Source organism: Vibrio sp. JZG10 (genome assembly GCF_054064075.1).
Genome location: NZ_JBSUGE010000002.1, coordinates 261469 through 279933 on the forward strand (window position 1 = coordinate 261469; position 18465 = coordinate 279933).

Sequence of the window (18465 nt, forward strand, 5' to 3'; positions counted from 1 at the left end):
TCATAATGAAAACACTACTCCCCGTAGTTCTCTCATTAGCGTTAGTGAAACCAGTCCATGCAATGGACTGGTTTCAAACCAACACGCCTTTAACGCAGGCACATCAACACTTACTTGAAGATGATCTTGCCGGTATGTTCAACTCTCTTGTTGAACTGTGGCAAACGGAACCAAGTAAAGATTTGACTCCTCATCTCAATGACCTTCTTGGTCAGTCTCTATCTAAAAACTGTGGCAAGTCTCTCACTGGTGTAACGCTGCCTGAATGGATAAGTGGCGTGAACGTTATTCGTCAGACCATCCAAAGCCCTGGGCGAGATACATTTAGATTAGTGATCAAGCTAAGAGCTACAACTGACATCGAAAATATTTCATTTAATCGATGGGTGGATGATTCTATATCCGCAGACAGTTCATTCAGTTATGAAGAACAGCCGAGCGGTACAGAATTAGCCAATGAGCGCAGTTATTCGAAACGCTATAACCTCACGGGTAAGCTTGAAGCAGGCTTGTATCACTTAACTATTGTTTCTAAAGATAAACAAGAGTATCGAACTTGGGTAATATTAGGAGATTCCAATTCTTCGCAATATGTTCGTTGGACATCTAAAGAGAATTGGAAAGTAGAAAAGAGCGCACTTCGTAATCCCCATTGTCCATTACCGCAACTTGAAGTTGGTTTATATGACTACATTGATGGTCAATACGAGCAAATGTGGAAAAAGACTTACGAGTCTAACTATCCCAATTCACTAGAGCTTGCGGGTGTCCCAAATGATAGATACGTGCTAGCAGTGAGTATCAACAGTCGTCGTTGGCAGGGCGATATAATTGTTGAGCAAGCTCAAACTATTAGCCGAACCTATGATCTTTCCCAAGAAGAATAGTTAAAGAAATACCATTTGTGCCGATAAAGGTTCAGGAAGAACCAAAATCACAAGTGTAGTATGAAAACCAAATATAAAATTCTAGCCACCTCTGTTGCCACCACACTTTTCGCAAACGTTGCTTCGGCTGCCACTTATGCGATAGAAGCTCGTAGCGATGCGATGGGTGGCGTTGGTACGGTATCAGCAACTTATCTGACTGCTCCTTTTTTCAACCCCGCACTTACTGCAATTTATCGCCGAAACGACGATGCTGGAATGATCGTGCCAAGTTTTGGTGGTAACTACGATGATCAATATGATCTTGTCGATGAAATCGAACGCATCAGCAAATTGACTGATGTCGATGAAATCAAAAAATCGATGAATGCCATAGATGGAAAAAAAACTGACTTTGATCTTGGTGGCGTTGTCGCTATAGGTATTCCTAATAAATTTTTATCTGCAACTGCATACGGTAAGTTATACACTGAATCATTCGTGCAACCAAAAGTAGATACGTCAGGTACTAATCCGTTAGACGATAGCTACGTACAAGGTGTTTCTATTGGTGTTGCTGAAGCAGGTGTATCACTTGCTAAATACACCAACTTTATGAATCAACACCTTTCATTTGGTGTCACGCCTAAACTTCAGCGTATTTATACGTACTCTTACGCCACGAGTTTTCAGAATTTCGATACCAAAGACTTACGTGAACATGAGACAGCGGAAACGATGTTTAACTTGGATGCGGGCGCGCTTTGGTTCTTTGGCCCATATCGTCTCGGTATTTCAGCAAAAAACTTGATCGGAAGAGACGTTAAAACAAAATCGTTCATGTATGGCAGTGATACGATAAAATCATACGAGTACAGCATGCGTCCCGTATATACGGTCGGGGCAGGGGTTGTTGCCGATTACTTTACTATGAGTGTCGACTACGATCTTAATGAAGAAAAACGTTTTTCATCCTTCGATGATAATACACAAATGATTCGAGCTGGTATTGAATTTGATATCTTGCGTCAACTGGCATTGCGAGCGGGTTATATGAAAAACTTAGCTCGAAGTAGCGACGAAGGTACCATTACTGCAGGTATTGGACTGTCTCCACTTAAGTTGATCGAATTAGATATTGCTGCTCAGTACACGAACGAGAACGCAATGGGGGCATCCATTAATTTCCTTGCGACCTATTAATTGAATCGTTATAGTCTGCTCCTCAAAATGAGGAGCTTTTTTATGTTTGACGATTTACCCCCTCTATCTCACCAAGAGCAACAACAAGCTGTAGAGAAAATTCAAGAATTGATGGCGAAGGGCACAAGTACAGCAGAAGCCATCAAAATTGTTGCCGAACAAATTCGATCTGAGTACGCAGAAAAACAACAGCAACAAAACTAATTAATTCATATCAGGGCTTTGGCCCTGTTTTTTTTGGTCTCATATTATCCTCAAATATTTTCACACCTTAACGTAGTTACGTCGTAACGTTATTTCTATACCATTCAATTTATTCAACTCCCTCTATTCTGTACTAAGCAGTTAGTAAAATTTTACTTTTTTAAGTTAACCTTGATGCGTTCTGGCTTGAACGGATATGGGGTAAAATGCTATTTTTAAATTAAAATAAATAAATTCAGCAACTTACGTTGGTTTTTTGTCTTGTGTTTCTATTTCGGTCATGTTTTTTGTGTAATTAAATTACAAGGCGGTTATTGGGCCTGTTTTCAAGTAGAGGATTATGCTGAAAAGACAAAAAAGACACGTTGTAACAGAAAAATAAAATCTGAATATAGTTATATAATTGACCTTATAGAGACAGTAAGTGCTCGCAGACGTATGTCGGTTTTAGGTTGAACATAGGAGTGTTGGACTCTGTTTTAACTCTAAATCTTGTCTTTAATTCAGTGTTGTCTATGAAAATAGCTCTTAATCTTGATCGATGGATTACACGAAGAAATTACTTATTGCCAAGTGGTTTTACTAAACTAGGCGACGTTGTAATTAGGAATATAAAACAAGCTGCAATAGAAATTGACAGGATTTAGAAGCGTAGTGACAGTGTAGCGTGGGTTTGTTTGCGTTAGTTACATAGTTATGTACATCCTAAGGAGGGAGAACAAAATGGGCCACATATCAATAACCGGTTCCTAAGTCACTAGTTGACTTCACGAGCCTTCAATGGCTATTAGATAGCTGATCGCTCGGCTGTTTCCACATTCTTATATCAAACTCCCATATTTTCATGAAATATGAGTTTAGACATTGCATTCGCTCTTAGTGAACTAGACTTACTATAAGCACATGAAAACTAACTAGGAGAGAAAGAATGAGTTACAAGCACGTTTTAGTCGCTGTTGATTTATCTCAATCTAGCCAAGTCGTTATCGAAAAAGCAATAACTCAAGCAAAGAACTCGAACGCCAAACTTTCATTCGTTTATGTGGATGTTGATCGTGTGATCATGGAGCCGAAAGAAGAACAAAAGTTGCAAAAGGAGCTACAAGAACTCGCTGATAAATGCCTATATCCAGTACACGAGACGATGGCAGTTATCGGTGACCTTCATATCAAATTGTCGGGAATCGTAAAAAAAGAGGGAATAGACCTAGTTGTCTGCGGTCATCATCATAATTTATTGAGCCGTTTCTTTTCATCGGTACCAAAGGTAGCGAATGAGGTTGAAGCGGATTTATTGATTGTTTACTTGGATGAGTGACAGTAACGCAGGTTTGTGCCACATCTTTTGTAATCCCGTTTTTCGCATATTAAAAAGCCGAACGTTTGTGTTCGGCTTTACGTATGATTGACGACAAAATAATTAACCAGGAATGGCAGAAGCCTCTTGGGATAAAATAGATGCAGACTCTGCGTTTGACTGCAAATCAAAATGCACGTTAACTTGCACACCTTCTCGCTCAAAAGTGACATCATCAAAATCGGTCATAGCGATTTTGAATCCATTTCTAGCAAAAAAGCCAGTCACCATAGTTCGCTGCTTAATTTCTAGTGCAGACGCGAGTAGCTTATCCATGGCATTCTCCTTGGTTATTGTGGGGATATGGGTAGAAGATACACGCAGAACGGTATGAAATCAATTTAATATAAAGCTGCTTTCGATTAAATTTTTAATGTAAGTCAATCTATCGTTTAACCCACGTGATTTATTCCACGCAAAGCCTTGATAATGAAACGGTATAGCATCTCATGTTGTGATAACAAGCATAAAGATGGGGATTTTCATAAATGCCTAACGAGGCTCTTTGAAACAATACGTTACAAAGCTTCTCGCTAGACCTCATGAGTTATCAAAGGAAAATTATAAACCTGAAAAGCCATCCTAAAGTGATTCATTTTTCAATATTTTTGATAACTCAGACCTAATAAAAGTAGATATTTCAGCTAGCTTTCTTGGTAAAGGGTTTTGATAAGGGTAGGCGATATACATGGAGCGTTCTATATCAAAATTTTGTGAAATTTGGATATTGTTGTCTATATGGTTACCTTTTACAAGATAATTTGGGATGACGCCAACCCCAACCCCCTCAGAGACAAAGTTTATTAAAATAGAGGTGTTATCAACTTCGATAACGTCAGTGTACTGCTTTTTAATCGATTCCTTATTCGAGTGATTCTTGTAGATTAATAGCGTGTTATTATTGGCATTGTTAACTGTAGATATTAAAACATCGTTATAATCACCGATTTTATGTGCAATCAGAGTGTCATCAATAATGTTATTAAGCCTAATCGCTAAATCTACATTACTTTCTAATAAATTCTCAACATTGTTACTTGATGATATTTCAAAGTTCACTGCTGGATATCGTTCTTGTAAGCCTTTAAGAACAGAACCAAAAATAGAAGAGGCTATAGAATTGGGCATTGTAATTTTAAACTTTCCATTAATGCATTCACTCAACGAGCTAGCTCTGTAATTTAACTCCTGCAAGCTCTCTAACGTTTTGATGGCAAGCTCTCTAATGCTTTCGCCATGATCAGTTAAAACGAGTTTTCTTGTTGTCCTGTGGACGAGTGTTACACCAAGTTGCTTTTCTAATGCCGCTAACTGCCTGCTGACTTGAGCTTTCGACTTTCCAAGTTCTTTTGATGCCTCTGTAAGAGAGAGGTGTTTACAAATGGCTGCAAAGCAGACCAGCTCATTGTTCATCAATTCCATGATTGTTACCTTTTTGCAACTCTGAGTCACGTTGTCTTTTAACGGGAGGGAAAGTATAACTTGCATCAACGGAGGGGGACAATGATATTTAAAAGCCGTCATGAAATAATGGCAGACTACTATCTTAATAAAACTATATTGGATATTAAGTTAAACAAATATCCTGAAGAAATTAACTCAATCGACTTAAATAACGAAAATGAAAATTTAAAAATAAAAGTTCTCTCTCGTGAAATTACTAAGTTGGATTCAGGTAATTTAATTGTCGATTGCGCATCATTGATAATGACTCATTCAATATCGACAAAAGTAATAATAAAGATCGAACTTGAAAATAATTCTTTAAATTATAAAGTTAAAAATGTGAGAATATTTAAATATGAAGACTGCAATACAAAATTCGAAAAGATCTGTTTATCAGAAAGGTACATTGTATAGAATAATAAATAATATTAGTGCTTTGTATACAAAATCGTTAGTAAAATTATTTGGTGAAGAGTTGAGAATCCATCATTGCAAACATAAAATTAATGTAAGAACCACTAGTGAGTTGAGTGAACATATGAAGAAAGATCTAGGTATAGATTGAAAAGTAGAGAGTTTACGTTCCTATAAAGCTAATGTAATAATTACACTTTTGGGGATGAACAATACGTGCCCATAAGTGAGAACATTGAATTTTCTCATCCTTTCGATAACTTAAAACATAAGTTATCGAAAGGATATAATGAGATTTGAAGACAAAGGCTTTAAGCAATCGTTAGGTTGCTTATCTGATATAACTTAAACACTAGCTCATGCCCAGCAGAGTTAGTATCGAACTTCAATAACGCCAGCCAAAGATCTTGTTAACTCAGAAAGTTGGAGAGAAATAATGGAATATCCAATCCAGCTGTTCGGTTACTTGAATGAGCAAGATGCAGAACCAACGTGCATGGTGTCGAACGTAACCAAAGATACAGTGCAGGAACTTAATCGGCTACTGCAGTCTATAAAGCGAAAAGCCAAATACGGCGTCACCAAGCTATCATCTTCAATGCTAATCTTCTAACTCTAAAGTGCGTATTATGTATATTATGTTAAATGATATATGCTCGTACGCCAAATGTTGCCAAGGATCGCTCCTATTCCCCTGTGAATTTGAAATTTAAAGCCTTTAATATGAGTATTAAACATAATAGCTATTTACCATAAAATAGCTAATATCGATCTATCAATCTGCGATTGCTTGTTCTTCAATTAGCGTATTACTTACTAAAATAAAAAATGGCGTCTATTTTTAGACGCCATTCTGAGTTTTCCTGAATGCAAATTAGCCACCGGCTAATTTGACTGTCATGCCTTTCTTTTCAAGATACGCTTTGATCTTGTCTCTAGCATCACCTTGGATTTCGATATTGCCATCTTTTACCGAGCCACCACAGCCGCAGACTTTTTTGAGTTCTGCAGCTAATAATTTTAAAGGTGCATCATCCAAGTCTAAACCTGTAACGATGCATACACCTTTACCTTTACGTCCTTTCGTTTGGCGCTGAATTCGTACAATACCGTCGCCTTTGGGGCGAGATGTTTTTTCTTCTTCCGGCTTAATTCGACCGGTTTCTGTTGAATATACCAGAGTCATTCTATTGTTTCTTTTGTTGTTGAGCTTGCATCGCTTTTTGCTTTGCAACTAAATAAGCTTCGATATGACGTTGAATAGCAGTTTTACTACCCTTAATCAGTTTACCATTAAACATACAGTACCAAGAGTTGGGCTGACCTGTATCATTTTGAATCGTATAACCGTTAAAGACTTCTGATTTTGCACCACCAACTTGCTGCGCTCTTTGTCCAAGGGCGGCAAACTCTTTGGGATCAATAATTGATGCGGTGTCGCACCACCAATCAATGCTTTTCTTTACCGCCGTCAAACTGCCTTGTAAGACGTGGTTCTTGATTTTAACCTTCCAAATACTGCCATCTGGTCCGCCTGACTGCAGGTTAAAACCTCTATAGTTTGAAATCGCCATACCACTGAGTCATCTGTTTAATGCGTTGATATAATCATAATTGCTACTGAGCAATATTCAAATACGGCTTGAATAAACCTTGCTCTAGAAAACAATTTCTATCATAAAACGCGCCTCGATAACGTTAATCACTTTGCACTGTTTATACAATCTTCCAAGAACTCATGGAATTTGTGCCCGTTATTTTGAAGCATTTTAGGGAACATCGAGATAGGAGTCATACCTGGGAATGTGTTTACTTCGTTTAAGTAAATCTCATCATCTTCCGTTAAGAAAAAGTCGATACGAGACAAATGGCGAAGATTCATTTGCTTAAATACCATCTCAGATGCGTGCTGAATTGCATCTAATTGTGCTTGGGTTAGATTCTTCGCTTCAACTTCGGTGAGCGAGTGACTTGAACTGCTGTACTTTTCATCGTACGAGTAAAAAGCACCGTCAGGTGCAATAACCTCGCCTGGCTTCGTTATGTGCAGCTGGCCATTCATCTCATATGCAGCAACTTCAAGCTCTCGTGGTTTTACTGATTTTTCAACCAACACTTGGTCAGAAAACCCAAACGCATCATTTACTGCATTGGAAAGTTTATCTTTTTCTGTGACGCTGTAACATCCAACAGATGACCCTTGACGAGCGGCTTTGACAAAGACTTTTCCCCATTTTTCAAACGCTTTATGAGCTTGAGTATGAGCTTCTTCATCGTTGCGCGTTAAGAATAAGTAAGGCGTATTGGGAATGCCGATAGCGTCGTACCAAAGCTTAGATGTGATTTTATTGAAGCTATTGCTACTTGCTTCTGGCCCGCAGCCCAGGTAAGGAATGCCTGCGATTTCAAACAGAGATTGAATATCACCTGTCTCGCCTGGAAAACCATGTATACAAGGCACAATGAAATCGATGGTTTGATTAGATTCACTTGAGCACAACTGCTTGGTATTGAGATCCAAGTAAACCAACTCACCTTGGTTGGTCATCCAACCTTCGTTTTTAATTTCTACGCGTGTAACGTGAACGTCTTCAATAAGATTTAATTGTTGTTCGACAAAGTTTGCAGACAATAATGAAATCTCGTGCTCAGAAGAGCCGCCGCCGCATAGTAGAAGAATATTTTTAATCATGAATCAATCTTTCCGTGACCTACAAAAGATACTATTTATTATGATAAACCTTTGAAGTGTGACGTACAGTAATTTTAGTGTGAGGAATTTTGTTCGAGTAGGATTTGAACAAATAAATAAGGGAGCTATTCGCTCCCTTATTTGATGTGTTAGTTTAATTTGTTAAGCGTTGGGTAAGCTGAGTTTTTAATGGCGTCAATGCTTTTAACAAATGGTCTTAACTGCTGAAATTGAGCAGGCAAAGTCGAAATCGCTTGCTTGGCTTCCGCGCTTGTTGCGTAGTCTCCGTATAAAACTGAGAACCACTTAGTACCGTTGACGACTTTGTAGTTTTCCCAAATTGGCTGACCGTTCTGTGGCAGCTTATTTGCAAACTGATCGACTTTCGCTTGGCTACCCACAGCCGCGACTTGAATGGTATAGCCGAATCGTTGAATACCTGCTTGCTTTTTACTCGGTGGTACGATCTTAACTGGCTTCGCCTGCTCTTTTGGCGTTAGCTTGACTACTTTCTTCTCTTCAGGCTTTGCCGTCATTTTCACAACAGTTGGTTGTACGTCTTTTTCTACTACAGCGTTTTCAGACGCCATAATTGGCTTAGAGATACGATCTGATTTGTAGTCCTCTCGATAACTTTCAGAAGTTACGTCTGTGATGTAAGTTTCAGATGCACAAGCAGAAAGCAGGACTGACAAGCCGATGATTGCGATTTTTTTCATGAAGTAACAAATGCTCTGGATAAATATTACGATAAATCATGCCGATAGCAGGGCCGTTTATCAAGCATCAAATACAATAATCTGTGATTTTGATGTGATGAATAACACAAACTCCATAAGCATCGCCCACATTTTATGCAATGTCTGGTCTGAAGGCGTTTTATCAATAAATTATTCGTTTATGATTGATATGAAACCGATAGGCAAACGTTACTTGCAAACGGCTAGGAGTCAGCATGAATAAACTACATAAACTCTTTAAACCCAACTCTGTGGCCGTTATTGGTGCATCTCAAAAAGCATTGCGAGCAGGGCATGTCGTTATGCGTAACCTTCTACAAAGTGGATTTGGTGGCGCGATTATGCCAGTAACGCCGCGATACAAAGCGGTATCCGGAGTTATAGCCTACCCGGATGTGGCTTCCCTACCCTATACGCCAGATATTGCGATTTTATGTACGAACGTTTCACGCAACGAGCAACTGCTTAAAGAGTTAGATGAGAGAGGCACGCCGTTTGCGATTGTTATCTCTGATGACGCTCAGCCTTTAAATATTTCATCATTGAATATTCGAGTTTTAGGACCGAACAGCTTAGGTATTATCTTGCCTTGGCACAAATTTAACTGCACGTTTTCTCCTGTTGCGGCTAAGCCCGGAAAAATTGCGTTCATCTCACAATCTGCGGCAGTTTGTACCACAGTGTTAGACTGGGCAAATGATAAGAATATTGGCTTTTCTTCGTTCATTTCGATTGGACGCGGACAGGATATCGATTTTGCAGATTTGCTTGATTACTTAAGTATGGATGGGAATACGGAAGCTATTCTGCTTTATGTGGATAACATCCAGGATGCTCGACGATTTATGTCTGCTGCGCGAGCTGCTTCACGTAACCGCCGAATATTGGTATTAAAAGCGGGCCGCTCTAAAGAGATGAATACTTTCGAACAGCAAGATGGTGATACGCTTGATGTAATTTACGATTCTGCCATCCGTCGAACTGGTATGTTACGAGTCAGCAATACGCATGAGCTCTTTGCTGCGGTAGAAACACTCACGCATTCTGTGCCACTTCGTGGAGAGCGTTTAGCGATCGTCACCAATGGCGGCGGCCCTGCTGTTATGTCCGTTGATACTTTGATTGAACGTGGTGGCCAGCTCGCAACACTTGATGACGCTGCCATTGAGCAATTACAAACTGCACTCCCGTCCAACTGGCGCGCTCGAAATCCGATTGATCTGTCTGGTGACGCAACAAAAAAACGCTACATTGATACCATTAACGCACTGATGAATAACGACTGTGCAGATGCGATCTTGATTATGCATAGTCCTTCTGCGGTTTCCGACCCTCTTGAAACTGCTCAAGCTGTTATTGAGGCGATCAAGGCTCACCCTCGGCATAAGCATTTTAATATCTTGACCAACTGGTCAGGAGAACAAACGTCGAGAGAGGCACGACTGGCATTTACTCAAGCTGGCATTCCAACCTATCGAACGCCGGAAAGTGCGGTCGTTGCATACATGCACCTGGTTGAGTATCGGCGAAACCAGAAGCAATTAATGGAAACGCCAACGACGGCTGAGCCATTGCACTCTGGAAGTGTGAGTTCTGCAAAAGAATGGGTAAATGAACGACTACTGGATAAAAACACAGTTACCTTGGATACGCATCAAACCAGCCCATTATTTAAGCTGTTCGGGTTTAATGTTCTGCCAACATGGATTGCATCTGACGAAATTGAAGCCGTGCATATGGCAGAAAATATCGGATACCCTGTTGCGGTTAAGTTGCGATCTCCAGACATTCCTCATAAATCGGATGTACACGGTGTCGCCCTGAATTTAAGAAACAGTCGAGAAGTTTCCAACGCAGCGCTATCCATTCTAGATACCGTAAAGCTAAGTTACCCTTCTGCCAATGTACACGGTCTGTTGGTACAAGGTATGGCAAAGCTCGGCAGCGCTGAAGAGCTACGGATTAGTATTGCAGTAGATAAGGTCTTTGGACCTGTGATCTTGCTTGGTCAAGGCGGCTCGGAGTGGAATATCGCCCAAGATGCCGTCGCTGCACTTCCTCCTTTGAACATGACGCTTGCACGCTACCTTGTCGTTGTGGCTTTAAAGTCTGGAAAGATTCGCCTGCAGAAACACAAAGATGCGCTCGATATTAGTGAGTTGTCGAAATTCTTAGTTCGTATCTCCCAAATGGCGGTTGAGTTGCCAGAAATACAAAGGCTGGATATCCATCCAGTATTGGTGTCGGAAAGCGATTTAACTATCCTCGATGCGGACATCACACTGTGTAAATACGAGGGAGATGCGCAAAAACGTCTGGCGATTCGCCCTTTCCCGGCAGAGTTTGTCGAAACTGTAACGCTTCGAGATGGCCAACCTATCCTGCTTCGCCCTATCCTGCCTGAAGATGAGCCGCTGCATGCTCAATTCATTAATAGCGTATCGAAAGAAGATCTCTATAAGCGTTTCTTTTCTGAGGTTGGTGAGTTCAACCATGAGGCTTTGGCAAACTTCACTCAAATCGACTACGACCGCGAAATGGCGTTTGTTGCGGTAGCGTTTAATACCGACGGACCGTCTATCATAGGCGTAGCCCGCGCATTGATTACCCCAGATAATAGTGATGCTGAGTTTGCTATTTTGGTTCGTTCAGATTTGAAAGGAAAAGGCTTAGGTAAAGTGCTGATGCAGAAAATTATCAGCTATTGCAAGATTAAAGGCACAAAGCAAATGTCTGGAATGACCATGCCTACAAACAGAGGGATGTTGATGTTAGCTCAAAACCTGGGATTTGAAGTCGATGTTCAGTTTGCCGATGGTACGGCAGATATGGTGCTTCCTTTAAATTAAAAATAAAGCATTAGCGATAACTTTACTTCTTAGATTCGATAAGCAATGGGAACCTAAGAAGTAAAAGTTACGTTGTTACTTTAGTTTCCAATTCTTTTTCAAGTATTGAATACACCAGGATTTCGCCTCACCCATGGTATTTCGGCGCCATGCTAAGATAATATCCATCGGCTGCTCTTCTGTACCTTCGATTCGCTTCAATACGCCACTATCAATCAAAGGTTGTGCAATTTGGCTTGGTAACGTACCAATGCCTAAACCTGCAGTGAGCGCATCTACTTTTGCCGTAAAGTTGGTGACGGTCAAGCGAGGCTGTTTTTGAATGATATTAATTGAGAGCGCAGGTTGTTCGCGTGCAGTGTCTGCAATGGCAATGATTCGGTACTTTTCTCGCGCCGCCTCATCAAACTTACCACTACGCTTGTGAACATAGTGATCAGCTGCCGCTACCCAAAACATGCTCATTTTACCAATTTTTTCTGATTTGACTTCTTGAGGAAGTGTATCCAGTGATGGGCAAATCAGTAAATCCGCTCTACCTGTATTCAGCGATTCCCAGCTACCAGCCAAGATCTCTTCTTGCAGTCTGACTCGTGTTGAGCTTACTTCAGCCAATGCATCAACCATAGGGAAGAAATTGGATATAGGAATAATGCCATCAAAGGCAATGGTAATATCCAGTTCCCAGCCATTCGCCAATAACGTTGCATCATTCACTAACTTTTCACTGGCTTGTAAAATGGCTCGTCCTCTTTCAAGGATGAGCTTTCCTGCTTCAGTAAAATGGGCTTTGTGACCAGAGCGATCGAAGATAATGATGTCTAAGTCTTGCTCGAGTTTCTGGATCTGATAACTCAGTGATGACGGGGCTCTATCTAACTCATTCGCAGCAGCTGCAAAACTCCCTCTTCGGTCAATAGCATCCAGAATATGGAGCGCTTCTAACGTAATTGGACTCTGCACATGGCCTCTCTTAATGTGATTTCTGTCACATTGATTGTATTTGGATGATCTTATCAAGAACTAACGTTAAACAATATAACACACTGATAACTAAAGACTAGAAATGCTCATAACCTAAGAGTTCTACTCAAGATAAAACCACAAACGACAATGGTAATGATAGTAATTATTATTTAGATCTATTAGTATCCCGTTTGTTGTTACCTATTATGGATCTAAGGTATTGAAGCCAATGTATAAAAAAACCATTTTGTCAGCCTCTATTCTGATTGCACTATCCCAAGGTGTCTACGCTGAAGATCATTCAACCTTCAATGAAGTGGTCGTGACTGCGACTCGTACTAATAGCCAAATCGAAGACACTGCTGCTTCTGTTGCGGTCGTTACTGATAAGAACATCGAAGAAAGCATGGTCACTGGCTTAGATGACCTCTTTGAGTACACGCCAGGAGTCACGGTTAAGACAAACTCTCGCCAAGGTGTCCAGAGTATCAATATCCGTGGTATCGAAGGCAATCGAATTAAAGTTCTTGTGGACGGCGTATCTCAAGGTAACCAGTTCGAATCAGGGAATACGTTCATTAACTCTGCTCGCGTTAACGTGGATACCGACCTAATAAAAGCGGTTGAAATTGTAAAAGGTGCAGCATCGTCTCTACATGGTTCTGACGCAATTGGTGGCATTGTTGCATTTGAAACTAAAGATCCGGCTGATTTCCTTAAGGGTCGTAACTTTGGTGGCCATGCGAAGTTCAACTACTCTTCCGAAGACAATACATTCAGTGAATCTGTGGCATTAGCGCACAAAACTGGCGACTTGGAATCTTTACTTGCTTATACGCGTCGCGACGGCAATGAACTGGATAACTTTGGAGATCTAGCAGATGCAGATACAGAAGCGAACAACTTACTGGTTAAGCTTCAGTACCAACTCAATGATGCACATCGTGTTGAGTTCAATGGGAATTATATTCGCAACAAAGGCAACGGAAAGCAGTCTTACAACGGTTATACTAATGCAACAAGTGAAGATGTAACAGAACAATATCAAGTTGGTATAAAACATATTTGGGAGATGCAAACGGCCGTAGCGGACTCCCTTACCTGGCAACTAGATTGGCTTAGCAAAGAAGAAAACGGCATTACTGATCGTGTTAAAGGTCAGAATAACCAACGTAAAGACTACATCTACGAGGATGAAGGCTACCAGTTTGATTCTCAGTTCGACAAATATCTCATGCTTGGTAGTACAGAGCATTACTTTGTGTACGGTGCATCCTTCAGTGATAAAGACATTAAGAACGTTAACAAAGAGTACAACAGTGCAAGCGGAAACAAAGAAATTTTCTATATCCCTTCTGCGAGCGAGCGTCGTTACGGGCTCTTTTTACAAGACGAAATTACGGTAGGTAACTTTACGATTACCCCGGGCGTACGGTGGGATGCATTTGAAACCGATCCAGGTGACACAAGCAGCAACCCAAGTGGTAACGCGGCTAGCGACTACAAAAAGTTTTCTGATTCTGCATTTACAGGCCGCTTAGGTTCTGTTTATAAGCTTAATGAACAACATCGTTTATTCGCGCAAATCAGCCAAGGTTTCCGTGCTCCAGATTTCCAAGAGTTGTACTACTCCTTCGGCAACCCAATGCATGGCTATATTTTTAAGCCAAATCCTGATTTAAAAGCAGAAGACAGCATTTCGTACGAATTTGGTTGGCGACATAATAATGACATTTCTAGCAGTGAAGTGTCAGTTTTCTACAGCGATTACGACAACTTCATCGAAAGTAAAACCGTCTCTGGCACTTGGACTCCTGTGACTGACCCTGCGATTCTGCAGTACGTAAATATTGGCAAAGCGACAATTAAAGGAATTGAGTTTTCAAACCAACTTTCGTGGAACAAGTTCATGCCAATCGAAGGATTTAGCTCTCGTGTAGCAGCGGCGTATACGGAAGGTGAAGATGGAAACAATAATCCACTAAACAGTGTTAACCCTTGGAACCTTGTCGCTGGTTTTAATTACGATTCAGAACAAAACTGGGGAACCACGTTAACCATTAACTACACCGCATCTAAAGATAAAAGCGACATAAATGACGATAAAGTGTTGCCTATCTCCGCAGCTACGGTTGTAGATATCACCGCGTACTACAAACCTATTAAAGACCTTACGTTGCGAGCAGGTATGTTCAACGTAACAGATGAAGAGTACTACAATTGGAATGATGTGCGTGACCTTCAGACAGAAAACAAAGATCTGACTCAAGCTGGGCGGAACTGGTCAATTACAGCTAAATACGAGTTCTAAAGCCTCCGAAAACACAAAAGCCAGCTTAATGCTGGCTTTTTTTATGGCTTTCATTTCAAAAATGTAAAGAAAAGTATGAAAAATGAAAGTTTACTGTTTTGCCATCTCTTTTTTCACCATTACTGCTGCTGCAATGATAAAAGTGATGATCAGACCGAGTTCCATGAACTACCCCAATAGCTATGAGAAAATTTATAACCCAAATTAAGAGTCGGACATAGTTTAACAGCTCTATATAGACTTGCTACCTTTTAACCAGTAATTTACGATTTTTTCCGATTTGGATCAAAAAAGACGCAATCATGCGTCTTTTTGTTATTATTGTGTAAATCAAAATTAGGCGTCTGGGTAACCTTGAGGGTTGTTAGATTGCCAACGCCATGTATCACCAGTCATTTCTTCTAGAGTGCGAGACGCTTTCCAACCTAACTCATTCATTGCTTTTGATGGATCAGCCCAACACTCCGCAATATCGCCTGGACGACGTTCAACAAGTTGGTATGGAACATCTTTACCACTTGCAGTTTCAAATGCTTTCACCATTTCAAGCACACTGTAGCCATTGCCAGTGCCAAGGTTGTAGACATGAAGCCCAGCTTTGTTACCTACTTTTTCCAAAGCAGCGACGTGACCATCGGATAAGTCCATCACATGAATGTAGTCACGCACGCCGGTGCCATCTTTCGTTGGGTAGTCGCTACCGAATACAGAAAGGAACTCTCGGCGGCCCACCGCAACTTGAGAAACAAACGGCATTAGGTTATTTGGAATACCTTGAGGATCTTCACCTAACTCACCAGTTGGATGTGAACCTACAGGGTTAAAGTAACGAAGAAGTGTGATGCTCCAATCTGGATTCGCTTTTTGGAAGTCCGTTAAACATTCTTCCACCATTAATTTACTGCGTCCATAAGGGTTAGTTGCGCTAGTTGGAAAGTCTTCTGTGATTGGAACAGATGCAGGATCGCCATAGACAGTTGCTGAGGAGCTAAATACCAACGATTTAACTCCAGCTTCGCGCATTGCATCAACCAATACCAAAGTGCCATTCACATTGTTGTCATAATACTCTAGAGGTTTTGCTACGGACTCACCGACGGCCTTTAAACCTGCAAAATGGATAACCGCTTCTATATCGTGCGATTTTAGAACCTCTACCATTGTCGATTTATCTCTGATATCGGCTTGGATGAAGGTTGGCTTTACGCCACATACCTTTTCAATGCGCTCTAAGACCGTAGACTTACTGTTGTACAGGTTATCTAGAATCACTGGCGTCATACCAGCTTCGATCATTTGAATACATGTATGGCTACCAATATAGCCCATACCACCCGTAACAAGTACTTTCATTTTATCATTCCTTCTGACGCGAATGGGTTTAGTTTAAAGCTTTGACGTTACGATTTAAACTGTCTCCTGCAATTCGCATCCCATTAATATTGCTTGGCCTTTTCCGGCTTTTTTAGCTTGATACATTGCAGTATCTGCACTTTTTAACACTCGAGTGGCATCTCGCTCATTAACACCGACCAATTTTACGCCGATGCTAACGCCAACCTTGAGCGAGTTACCTTTGTACTCGATTGGTGTGCATACGCTTTCGAGCAGTTGTTCTGCAATGCGGGTGACGACTTTTTGGTTGGCAGGGTTAACCAACATGACAAATTCATCCCCAGAAAGTCTTGCGATTAAATCACTATGTCGAGTCGCAGATGTTAGACGCTCGGCTACTTTTTTCAGAACTTCATCACCTGCGTCATGGCCATAGGTATCATTAACCTCTTTAAAACCATCGAGATCGAGGTAAAGCACCGCAAATTCGTCACGTAAGTATCCCGACCGTTGTACTAATTCTTCCAACTCTAAATGGAACTTGGAGCGATTCGCTAACCCCGTTAGTGCATCGTGATGAGCTAAGTACTCAAGTCGTTCCATCTCTTTTGCACCAGAAAGATCGGTAAGAACAATGACTAGGTCGTAGAACCCATGGTCTTCACATTTAACGATACGATTAACCCTTGCAAACATCGGCACAAACTGGCCAAGATGGTTCTGCTCAATAACTTCCCCTTGCCATACCCCATAGTTTTCTATCGATTCAATGATGCTAGGCATCATTTCCTGCAACTTGCGCCACTTTAGTGTTTGGATAAATGACTTCCCAATAAGATGATCCATCTCTAGTCCAACTAACTTAGTGACCGCTGGGTTAGCCATTGTGATAACACCTCGATGATTAAGAACGATGAGGCCATCTTGGCTGCTCTCAAAAACACGCCCCGCAACACGCTGCCTGCTCATGGCCTCTTCAATTTCGGTGATATCTTGAATCGAAAACAATAAGTGTCCATGTGTGGACAAACGACGACTGGTTAAACTCAACTGCTGTTCGTTGTCTGCATTTTTGAGGTGAATGTCATCGCACTCTAACCCCCTACTTAGGATTTGGCTCAGCTCATTCGGTGTTTTCGTTTTAATTAGATCACGGATATTGGCATGCTCAAGTTCCTCTGACTTTTTTTGAAATATCTGCCGAGTCGCAGTATTACAGTAAATAACACGCCCGAAGTTGTCGGTAATAACTAATGCATGTTGAACAGATTCAATGACTTCTTCTGAAAACGCCCGCTTTTGTTCTAACATTTCTAATGAGTGTTGCCGCTGTTTCTCGCGTGTTGTCAACTTGTTCATCATTTGATTGAAGGAATGTGCGAGTTCTCCAATTTCATCCTTGGAGTAATAGCGAACTTGAGTATCCGTATTTTGTCCGTGTGTCACACTCTCTATCGTATGACTCAGTTCTATGACAGGTTTGAGAACAAGCCTATCGATACTTATGTAAAAGATAGTGCCACCAGCGAACAGCAACAGAAGAAGTACAGCACCATCTTGAAGTAAAGATTGGTGGGCTTCTATGATTGGACGATGGGAAAGCGTAACCCTCATACTGCCAATGACACGACCATCGTGAATAATTGGCTCTAGAACATAAAGAAATTTGGCAGATAAGGCATAACCTAGCGCGTGTAACTTGCTTCTTTCAGTTTGATTAGGGACGGGAGCTGATACCCCACTTCCTTCAAGAACAACGAAAGGCTGATCATCTTGGTCGTAAAGTTTAACCCGCGTAACATTCGGCTGGTTTAAAAAGTTGATGAGAGTAGTTTGAGCTTTTTGCTTGTTCTTTGTCGTTAGCGCATCTTTAATTGAGAAAGAAACATTGTTAATCAACTTTCTCGTTTGTTCGACCAACTCATGCTTAGACGATTGGTATGCAGTATACGAGGTATAACCTTTTGAGATAACAAAGATAGCCGTTATAAAGACCAAAATTGGCCAAATAAGCTTTGCTCGTAATGACATATGTATTCCTGTCGCAGACAACCACTAAAAATGACAGAAGCGTTGTTATGC

17 protein-coding genes are annotated in these 18465 nt (G+C 40.9%); 8 read left to right on the top strand and 9 right to left on the bottom strand.

Features of this window, described 5'->3' with window-relative positions; genetic code table 11:
* Positions 1-5 precede the first annotated feature (5 nt).
* From ACWYVB_RS03710 to ACWYVB_RS03725, 4 genes are all read left to right on the top strand, one after another.
* The gene (locus ACWYVB_RS03710; RefSeq protein ID WP_005394478.1) at positions 6-887 is read left to right on the top strand and encodes a DUF2861 family protein; all 882 of its coding nucleotides are present in this window, start codon (positions 6-8) and stop codon (positions 885-887) included.
* A gap of 60 nt (positions 888-947) precedes the next feature.
* A complete protein-coding gene (locus ACWYVB_RS03715) occupies positions 948-2069 on the top strand; it encodes a conjugal transfer protein TraF (protein WP_047009186.1) in 1122 nt (373 codons plus the stop codon).
* A gap of 42 nt (positions 2070-2111) precedes the next feature.
* Positions 2112-2273, top strand: coding sequence for a YoaH family protein (locus ACWYVB_RS03720; RefSeq protein ID WP_005394474.1), 162 nt, complete (start codon positions 2112-2114; stop codon positions 2271-2273).
* A gap of 928 nt (positions 2274-3201) precedes the next feature.
* Positions 3202-3591, top strand: coding sequence for a universal stress protein (locus ACWYVB_RS03725; protein ID WP_046875460.1), 390 nt, complete (start codon positions 3202-3204; stop codon positions 3589-3591).
* Positions 3592-3693: 102 nt separating this feature from the next.
* On the opposite strand, the gene ACWYVB_RS03730 is transcribed toward ACWYVB_RS03725, so the two are convergent.
* Together ACWYVB_RS03730 and ACWYVB_RS03735 are read right to left on the bottom strand one after the other, a co-directional pair.
* The gene (locus ACWYVB_RS03730; RefSeq protein ID WP_012842272.1) at positions 3694-3906 is read right to left on the bottom strand and encodes a hypothetical protein; all 213 of its coding nucleotides are present in this window, start codon (positions 3904-3906) and stop codon (positions 3694-3696) included.
* A 306-nt stretch (positions 3907-4212) separates the two neighbouring features.
* Entirely contained in the window at positions 4213-5052 is an 840-nt protein-coding gene (locus ACWYVB_RS03735; protein ID WP_012842273.1) for a LysR family transcriptional regulator, read from the bottom strand.
* Between the two features lie 81 nt (positions 5053-5133).
* Between ACWYVB_RS03735 and ACWYVB_RS03740 the strand changes: the two genes are divergently transcribed.
* On the top strand, positions 5134-5490 hold the full coding sequence (locus ACWYVB_RS03740; RefSeq protein WP_253644508.1) for a hypothetical protein: 357 nt from the start codon (positions 5134-5136) through the stop codon (positions 5488-5490).
* A 436-nt stretch (positions 5491-5926) separates the two neighbouring features.
* Complete coding sequence (locus ACWYVB_RS03745) at positions 5927-6103, top strand: hypothetical protein (protein WP_253644507.1); 177 nt, start codon at positions 5927-5929, stop codon at positions 6101-6103.
* A 261-nt stretch (positions 6104-6364) separates the two neighbouring features.
* Here ACWYVB_RS03745 and yciH read toward each other — a convergent pair whose 3' ends face one another.
* From yciH to ACWYVB_RS03765, 4 genes are all read right to left on the bottom strand, one after another.
* Complete coding sequence (gene yciH / locus ACWYVB_RS03750) at positions 6365-6676, bottom strand: stress response translation initiation inhibitor YciH (RefSeq protein ID WP_074190676.1); 312 nt, start codon at positions 6674-6676, stop codon at positions 6365-6367.
* Position 6677: 1 nt separating this feature from the next.
* A complete protein-coding gene (locus ACWYVB_RS03755; RefSeq protein WP_005395460.1) occupies positions 6678-7064 on the bottom strand; it encodes a DUF3319 domain-containing protein in 387 nt (128 codons plus the stop codon).
* 128 nt (positions 7065-7192) lie between these two features.
* Entirely contained in the window at positions 7193-8182 is a 990-nt protein-coding gene (locus tag ACWYVB_RS03760; RefSeq protein WP_005395462.1) for a D-alanine--D-alanine ligase, read from the bottom strand.
* Between the two features lie 149 nt (positions 8183-8331).
* The gene (locus ACWYVB_RS03765; protein WP_005390018.1) at positions 8332-8901 is read right to left on the bottom strand and encodes an SPOR domain-containing protein; all 570 of its coding nucleotides are present in this window, start codon (positions 8899-8901) and stop codon (positions 8332-8334) included.
* A 236-nt stretch (positions 8902-9137) separates the two neighbouring features.
* On the opposite strand from ACWYVB_RS03765, the gene ACWYVB_RS03770 reads away from it, so the two are divergent.
* Positions 9138-11771 (top strand): bifunctional acetate--CoA ligase family protein/GNAT family N-acetyltransferase, encoded by a 2634-nt coding sequence (locus ACWYVB_RS03770; protein ID WP_317410513.1) that lies wholly within the window; start codon positions 9138-9140, stop codon positions 11769-11771.
* A gap of 75 nt (positions 11772-11846) precedes the next feature.
* Here the strand turns inward: ACWYVB_RS03770 and ACWYVB_RS03775 are convergent, their stop codons facing one another.
* Positions 11847-12734, bottom strand: a complete 888-nt coding sequence (locus ACWYVB_RS03775) for a LysR family transcriptional regulator (protein WP_005395465.1) — start codon at positions 12732-12734, stop codon at positions 11847-11849.
* A gap of 232 nt (positions 12735-12966) precedes the next feature.
* Between ACWYVB_RS03775 and ACWYVB_RS03780 the strand changes: the two genes are divergently transcribed.
* The gene (locus ACWYVB_RS03780) at positions 12967-15048 is read left to right on the top strand and encodes a TonB-dependent hemoglobin/transferrin/lactoferrin family receptor (protein ID WP_104970700.1); all 2082 of its coding nucleotides are present in this window, start codon (positions 12967-12969) and stop codon (positions 15046-15048) included.
* A gap of 336 nt (positions 15049-15384) precedes the next feature.
* Here ACWYVB_RS03780 and galE read toward each other — a convergent pair whose 3' ends face one another.
* Positions 15385-16401, bottom strand: a complete 1017-nt coding sequence (galE, locus tag ACWYVB_RS03785) for a UDP-glucose 4-epimerase GalE (protein ID WP_012842291.1) — start codon at positions 16399-16401, stop codon at positions 15385-15387.
* Positions 16402-16455: 54 nt separating this feature from the next.
* Positions 16456-18414 (bottom strand): diguanylate cyclase domain-containing protein, encoded by a 1959-nt coding sequence (locus tag ACWYVB_RS03790; RefSeq protein WP_139061101.1) that lies wholly within the window; start codon positions 18412-18414, stop codon positions 16456-16458.
* Positions 18415-18465: the final 51 nt, after the last annotated feature.

What these genes read in the sequence shown, in the direction of transcription:
- ACWYVB_RS03710 (WP_005394478.1), top strand. Translation starts at nt 6, where the DNA reads ATGAAAACACTACTCCCCGTAGTTCTCTCATTAGCGTTAGTGAAACCA.
- ACWYVB_RS03715 (WP_047009186.1), top strand. Translation starts at nt 948, where the DNA reads ATGAAAACCAAATATAAAATTCTAGCCACCTCTGTTGCCACCACACTT.
- ACWYVB_RS03720 (WP_005394474.1), top strand. Translation starts at nt 2,112, where the DNA reads ATGTTTGACGATTTACCCCCTCTATCTCACCAAGAGCAACAACAAGCT.
- ACWYVB_RS03725 (WP_046875460.1), top strand. Translation starts at nt 3,202, where the DNA reads ATGAGTTACAAGCACGTTTTAGTCGCTGTTGATTTATCTCAATCTAGC.
- ACWYVB_RS03730 (WP_012842272.1), bottom strand. Translation starts at nt 3,906, where the DNA reads ATGGATAAGCTACTCGCGTCTGCACTAGAAATTAAGCAGCGAACTATG.
- ACWYVB_RS03735 (WP_012842273.1), bottom strand. Translation starts at nt 5,052, where the DNA reads ATGGAATTGATGAACAATGAGCTGGTCTGCTTTGCAGCCATTTGTAAA.
- ACWYVB_RS03740 (WP_253644508.1), top strand. Translation starts at nt 5,134, where the DNA reads ATGATATTTAAAAGCCGTCATGAAATAATGGCAGACTACTATCTTAAT.
- ACWYVB_RS03745 (WP_253644507.1), top strand. Translation starts at nt 5,927, where the DNA reads ATGGAATATCCAATCCAGCTGTTCGGTTACTTGAATGAGCAAGATGCA.
- yciH (WP_074190676.1), bottom strand. Translation starts at nt 6,676, where the DNA reads ATGACTCTGGTATATTCAACAGAAACCGGTCGAATTAAGCCGGAAGAA.
- ACWYVB_RS03755 (WP_005395460.1), bottom strand. Translation starts at nt 7,064, where the DNA reads ATGGCGATTTCAAACTATAGAGGTTTTAACCTGCAGTCAGGCGGACCA.
- ACWYVB_RS03760 (WP_005395462.1), bottom strand. Translation starts at nt 8,182, where the DNA reads ATGATTAAAAATATTCTTCTACTATGCGGCGGCGGCTCTTCTGAGCAC.
- ACWYVB_RS03765 (WP_005390018.1), bottom strand. Translation starts at nt 8,901, where the DNA reads ATGAAAAAAATCGCAATCATCGGCTTGTCAGTCCTGCTTTCTGCTTGT.
- ACWYVB_RS03770 (WP_317410513.1), top strand. Translation starts at nt 9,138, where the DNA reads ATGAATAAACTACATAAACTCTTTAAACCCAACTCTGTGGCCGTTATT.
- ACWYVB_RS03780 (WP_104970700.1), top strand. Translation starts at nt 12,967, where the DNA reads ATGTATAAAAAAACCATTTTGTCAGCCTCTATTCTGATTGCACTATCC.
- galE (WP_012842291.1), bottom strand. Translation starts at nt 16,401, where the DNA reads ATGAAAGTACTTGTTACGGGTGGTATGGGCTATATTGGTAGCCATACA.
- ACWYVB_RS03790 (WP_139061101.1), bottom strand. Translation starts at nt 18,414, where the DNA reads ATGTCATTACGAGCAAAGCTTATTTGGCCAATTTTGGTCTTTATAACG.